This is a genomic window from Cerasicoccus arenae, assembly GCF_014651635.1.
In the GTDB taxonomy this organism is placed as follows: domain Bacteria; phylum Verrucomicrobiota; class Verrucomicrobiia; order Opitutales; family Cerasicoccaceae; genus Cerasicoccus; species Cerasicoccus arenae.
The window spans coordinates 1-4,376 of record NZ_BMXG01000042.1 but is presented as its reverse complement, the minus strand read 5'-3'; the positions used below and the strand labels follow the sequence as shown (position 1 = coordinate 4,376).

Below are 4,376 nucleotides of genomic sequence, written 5' to 3'. Positions count from 1 at the left end.
TTAGCCGCCATCTTCGCGCCTGCCTCTCTACCAGCCAGCCCAATAGTCATACCGGGAAAATGACGCCATGCCTACGATAACGCGTCGGGGTCAAGACTTTGGACCAAATTCGATCCGTTGGGGCTAGAATCAACAGATGATAAGACACCGAGATTACCTGCGGACGATGGTATCGGTTGGTGGGAAAACGCCGATGGAAGCACTGGAGAACGTGGAAATAGCACATTCTATCATCCAGAAAAGGCACCAGAAGGAATTCCGTTCAAAGATAATGTTCCAGATTTTCAGCAGAGTGCGAGGGATGTCGTTGAAATTGATGAGTTTTCAGGTAATCGTGCAAAGGACAAAAGAGAAGCTATGAGGAAGATGAAAGAAAAACATGGGGCAAATTGGAAGCAGCCTAAGGACACTGTCTGGCATCACTTTGAGCGTGATGGTAAATTCGAAATGCAGTTGGTTGACAAAGGAACTCATGGAAAACTCGCACATACAGGTCCTCATGCTAAAGTTACACGTAGACAGGCAGTTAAAGATTACCTAAAGAACCGAAATCGTGGTGGAGGCGGTGCCGGTGCGACTGCGATAGGTGCCCTGACAGTTGCTTCAATCGCTTATAACGAATACTCGGGAGAAAACGACCGAATGGCGGCAGAAATGAAAAATGACATTAAAATATACATGGACAAAAATCAACCAAGGTCAGCAAGACATGCGGCAACTTACAGAATCATGACGGGACTACAGGGCATGGGGGTGGTTGATTCTGCTGCTGTTAATGTTCAAATTGACCTCGAAAACAATCTGGATAATTGATGTAACCCATGAGAAAGTTATCAATGAGAGATGAGTATGGTTCTTGCAGTAGCTCCGTTGTCGATTCAATTGAGGGGCGGTTGGGGATTCGTTTTCCGGCAGACTACAGGGAATTTTTGTATGAGATGAATGGGGGGTATCTTGAACAAGAAAACGATAGTTTTTATGATGCAGTTGGGCATATCGATCAATTGCCCGTTGACGTGATGGAACTATATGGAGTCGGTGCTGGTGAACGCGCGTCAGAACTGGTCGATACTATTAAGCTATACCGAAATCGCATTCCTGACTGTATGATACCGGTTGGCTCTGATAGTTTTGGTAATCAGATTTGTTTGGTTACAACTCAAGAAGATTTCGGCAAAATTTATCTGTGGATTCATGATGAGGTTGGCCAAGGACAGCACGATAGCTTGGTCTATTTGATTTCAAATTCTTTTACTGATTTCGTCGATGGGCTGACCGAGTATAGAGATTAAGTGATTTAGATTTTTATGTTTTTATTCATATGACTAAAAACTGACACTATGCGCTCTATTCCAATAATCGCATTAATTGTTCTTTGATTTGAAAAACCGCGCCTAGGAAGATTTTTCCAAGAGAGGCCATAGGTATCGATTTTCAGTTTCGTAAGCGATTCATCCGCAACGGTTAAAATCGCCCAATTCCTATGATTTGGCGTCGGGGTCAACACTTTGGACCAAGTTCGATCCAACGGGGTTTGTCTTCCGATGATGCTGATCCACCTGCTCCTGATCCAGATATTGATAAACCAACCAATATTGAGAAAAGCTTGGCTTGGAAAGATAACTACCCATCGATAGAAACTACTGCATATCAGATAAAAGGTGAACACGTATGGGAATTTAGGAAGTTTTATAATCAAGCTAAAGGATTGAAGGAAAAATTGGGTAATGCTGATAAATCTATGGATAGTATACAGAATTTTAAGGAATTCGTTAATTCTATTCAGGATTCGCCTGAGCTATACGATTTCTTTATGAAAAACGTTTACAGCGCCAATATGGAACAATATCAGGTTGCTCATGACTCGGTTGATGCAATGAGTGGTCCAATGTTTTTGTTTCCAAGTGAGAGTGGTTGGTCTCACCTTGGATATGTTTCTCTGAAAGGAAAAGCGAGTTTCTCCTTCAATGCTGATTTTGATACGGATTTGAAGGAAATGTGGAATAACGCCAATGTTGCTGCTAGCGAAGCGACTTGGGATGGAATGCTTGGCGGTCCAGTGAATGCAGCTAGGGGCGGCGCAACTGCAGGGTTCGAATCGGTGTTAAAGGATTTGACGAAAGATCTAAACTTTCAGATTACACTTCAAAAAACGAAGTATCCAGTTTGGGGCGCACCTAACCAAACAGAATGGTATAATAATCAGACAAGTGGGATGGCTGATGCTGACCCAGGACGTGTTCGGGCGATGGCAAAGATACTCAATAAAAACAACAGCTCAATAGTTAGATTCAATGAAAAATAGATTCTTTATATTTTCACTATGGCTTGTGGCCAATGTAGCTCTCTACTCAAATGATCTAGATTTGGGAGACATCGATCTAGCTGCTGCTGAACATGTTGGAGTTTTGCCAGTGACCAACGATGTATTATCTAAGGAAAATGATATTGTAGTGAATGCGAAAACGGGGGAACCTTACACGGGTGTTGTGTATCGAGTTGGTGCGGGAGGTGGTTTTATTCGTGAAAAAGTAATAAATGGGATCGGATTCGGGATAATAGAAAGAATTAATCAGAGCGGTAAAGTCACCATGCGAGCATTCCAAGAGAATGGCACATTAACTGGCTACTATCGATTATATGATGAAAGTGGTCAAAATTTGGTTGAAGAAGGTTACTATGCAGACGGAGCCAAAAATGGCCTATGGGTTTTTTGGTATCCTAATGGAAATAGGAAGGCCGTTATAGAATACTCCAAAGGCAAGAAAGATGGGATATCGCTCAGATATAATCCAGCAGGCTTGTTAGAGGAAAAGAGTATTTTCGAAGATGGGCTTGAGGTAAATAGTGACGACAAGTGAAATTTTATGCCCAAGACGTAGAGTGATAACGTGGATTCGGTAAAGTCCCACCGGTCGTAGCCACGTTCACCCACGACCCAACACTGTCGAAGTTGCCTGATCATCGGGCGGAACACTGATCGCCGTCGCGCGGATCAGTCAATGATGCCAGCCACACCCTCTTTTTCGATAATCGAAATGACTTCTTCGAGGGCTTGCTCATCGGTGTCAAAATGCTGGTTCCACAGGTGGGAAGTTCCATCCTCGTCCATGACCTCCAAAATCCATTTTCCGTGATCGTCAGCGTAAATCAGCACTTCAATAACGGTTCGCTCGACCTCTATTTTCTTACACAGAGGCGAGTATTTAACTTTGTATTCTTCTTCGTTCATGGAGGTTGTATGCTTCGGCAAATGGCGCTTACGGTTGAGGTTTCTAATGTTCTTGATTCTTGTCAATCAGTAATAGCTTTGGCCACTCAAGGTCCCCCAATCGTCAAGCGTCTGTGAGCCGGAATTCCAGTTTGAACCCAACAAATGAATCCCAGGATTTTGCGAGTTCTTCGAGGGATAGAAATTGGCCGTTGATGATGACGCCGCTTTACGGGTCTGTTTCCTGGTCAACAATATCCAAGGCGATTTTTTCGTTAATGGGCCAGTCGATTTCATGAGGCGGTGGCTGATTATGCATGATCCCAAGAGTGCCTTTAGGATGAAGAAAAATCGAGCATAAAGATGATAAAAATGGATACGATGAGAATGGCACAATGTTTGGGTCCCACCTTTCGGTCCATGTTGAATGACTATAATTTGACCGTTTGCTTTTCAGTTATGTGTGTTGTTGTTTTAAGGTTCTGGTGTAGAGAGGGCGCAGCCCGAACGGAACCAGAGCCTTATGTGATTGATTGTGCGAACTGAGCTGGGCTGAGCAAGCTCAGAGAACGGTGCGGTCTGATGTTGTTATAAAAATTCATCCATTCCTTAAAGATGAACCGTGCCTCCGAGAGCGTGTAGATGAGTTCCCGGTTGAGGCACTCGGCTCTGAATCTGGAGTTGAAGCTTTCGACGTAGCCGTTCTTCCAGGGGCAACCAGGGTCGATGTAGAGGGTGTCGATCTCGTTCTGCTTGAGCCACCGTTGGATAATCTTCGCAATGAACTCAGGGCCATTATCGCTACGGATGTAGGCGGGAGCACCGTGTTGCTCAATGGCCTGCCTAAGCACACGTAAAACATCCTCGGCCTTGATCTCACGAGCGGCATGGATGACATGGCACTCTCGCGTATGTTCATCGATCAGGTTGAAGACCTTCAGCTTGCCACCGCGTTGGGTCCAGTCCGATACAAAGTCCCAGGCCCAGACGTGGTTGCGATGCGTAGCCTGCTGCGGCAGTCCTGTCGACAAACCGCGGCGGGTCTGTCTGGGCTTGGGGCTGGCACTTGCAAGCCTTCCTCACGGCGCACCCGCTGCACAAACTGCTTGCCAACAGCAAACCCCGCCTTACGCAGCTCCCCTGTGATCTTCTTGTAGCCCATTGT

7 protein-coding genes are annotated in these 4,376 nt (G+C 45.2%); 4 read left to right on the top strand and 3 right to left on the bottom strand.

Features of this window, described 5'->3' with window-relative positions:
- Positions 1-117 precede the first annotated feature (117 nt).
- The 4 genes from IE065_RS17700 to IE065_RS17685 all read left to right on the top strand — a co-directional run bounded on the left by IE065_RS17700 (position 118) and on the right by IE065_RS17685 (position 2,861).
- Complete coding sequence (locus tag IE065_RS17700) at positions 118-813, top strand: HNH endonuclease (RefSeq protein ID WP_189517610.1); 696 nt, start codon at positions 118-120, stop codon at positions 811-813.
- Between the two features lie 8 nt (positions 814-821).
- The gene (locus IE065_RS17695; RefSeq protein WP_189517607.1) at positions 822-1,292 is read left to right on the top strand and encodes an SMI1/KNR4 family protein; all 471 of its coding nucleotides are present in this window, start codon (positions 822-824) and stop codon (positions 1,290-1,292) included.
- 191 nt (positions 1,293-1,483) lie between these two features.
- The gene (locus tag IE065_RS17690; protein WP_189517604.1) at positions 1,484-2,305 is read left to right on the top strand and encodes a hypothetical protein; all 822 of its coding nucleotides are present in this window, start codon (positions 1,484-1,486) and stop codon (positions 2,303-2,305) included.
- Positions 2,295-2,861, top strand: a complete 567-nt coding sequence (locus IE065_RS17685) for a toxin-antitoxin system YwqK family antitoxin (RefSeq protein WP_189517601.1) — start codon at positions 2,295-2,297, stop codon at positions 2,859-2,861. The genes IE065_RS17690 and IE065_RS17685 overlap by 11 nt, the downstream gene beginning before the upstream one ends.
- A gap of 134 nt (positions 2,862-2,995) precedes the next feature.
- Here IE065_RS17685 and IE065_RS17680 read toward each other — a convergent pair whose 3' ends face one another.
- The 3 genes from IE065_RS17680 to IE065_RS18460 form a co-directional block, all read right to left on the bottom strand.
- Entirely contained in the window at positions 2,996-3,232 is a 237-nt protein-coding gene (locus IE065_RS17680; protein WP_189517598.1) for a hypothetical protein, read from the bottom strand.
- 500 nt (positions 3,233-3,732) lie between these two features.
- Entirely contained in the window at positions 3,733-4,242 is a 510-nt protein-coding gene (locus IE065_RS17675) for an IS3 family transposase (RefSeq protein WP_189517595.1), read from the bottom strand.
- Positions 4,149-4,373, bottom strand: a complete 225-nt coding sequence (locus IE065_RS18460) for a hypothetical protein (protein ID WP_425491928.1) — start codon at positions 4,371-4,373, stop codon at positions 4,149-4,151. Before IE065_RS18460 ends, IE065_RS17675 begins: the two co-directional genes overlap by 94 nt.
- Positions 4,374-4,376 lie beyond the last annotated feature (3 nt).